The following is a 738-nucleotide window of genomic DNA, read 5'->3' as shown; positions in this document are numbered from 1 at the left end:
CTGACCGATGTTCATACGACGCGGCACACCGTGGGTGTTGAGGATGATGTCGACCGGGGTGCCGTCGGGCAGGAACGGCATGTCCTCCTGCGGGAGGATCTTGCCGATGACACCCTTGTTGCCGTGACGACCGGCGAGCTTGTCACCGTCCTGGATCTTGCGCTTCTGCGCGACGTACACGCGCACCAGCTCGTTCACACCCGGGGGCAGATCGTCGTCGTCATCACGCGAGAACACGCGCACACCGATGACCTTGCCCGACTCACCGTGAGGCACCTTCAGCGACGTGTCACGCACCTCGCGCGCCTTCTCACCGAAGATCGCGCGCAGCAGCCGCTCCTCCGGGGTCAGCTCGGTCTCACCCTTCGGGGTGACCTTGCCGACCAGGATGTCGCCGTCACGCACCTCGGCACCGATACGCACGATGCCGCGCTCGTCGAGATCGGCGAGGACCTCGTCGGAGACGTTCGGGATGTCACGGGTGATCTCCTCGGCACCGAGCTTGGTGTCACGAGCGTCGATCTCGTGCTCCTCGATGTGGATCGAGGTCAGCACATCGTCCTCCACGAGGCGCTGCGACAGGATGATCGCGTCCTCGTAGTTGTGACCCTCCCACGGCATGATCGCCACGAGCAGGTTCTTACCGAGCGCCATCTCACCGTTCTCGGTGCAGGGACCATCGGCGAGCACGTGCCCGGCCTCCACCCGAGTGCCCTCGTCCACGATCGGACGCTGGTT

General features: G+C 64.9%; 1 pseudogene. It reads right to left on the bottom strand.

Annotation, left to right across the window (positions count from 1 at the left end):
• Positions 1 to 738 (bottom strand): annotated as a pseudogene (locus tag ON33_RS22635) (DNA-directed RNA polymerase subunit beta); the annotation flags it as partial.

The sequence above is a fragment of the Nocardia niigatensis NBRC 100131 genome, from assembly GCF_000308655.1.
In the GTDB taxonomy this organism is placed as follows: domain Bacteria; phylum Actinomycetota; class Actinomycetes; order Mycobacteriales; family Mycobacteriaceae; genus Nocardia; species Nocardia niigatensis.
Note: the sequence above shows the minus strand (reverse complement) of the source record. Positions and strands in the feature narration are given on the sequence as shown.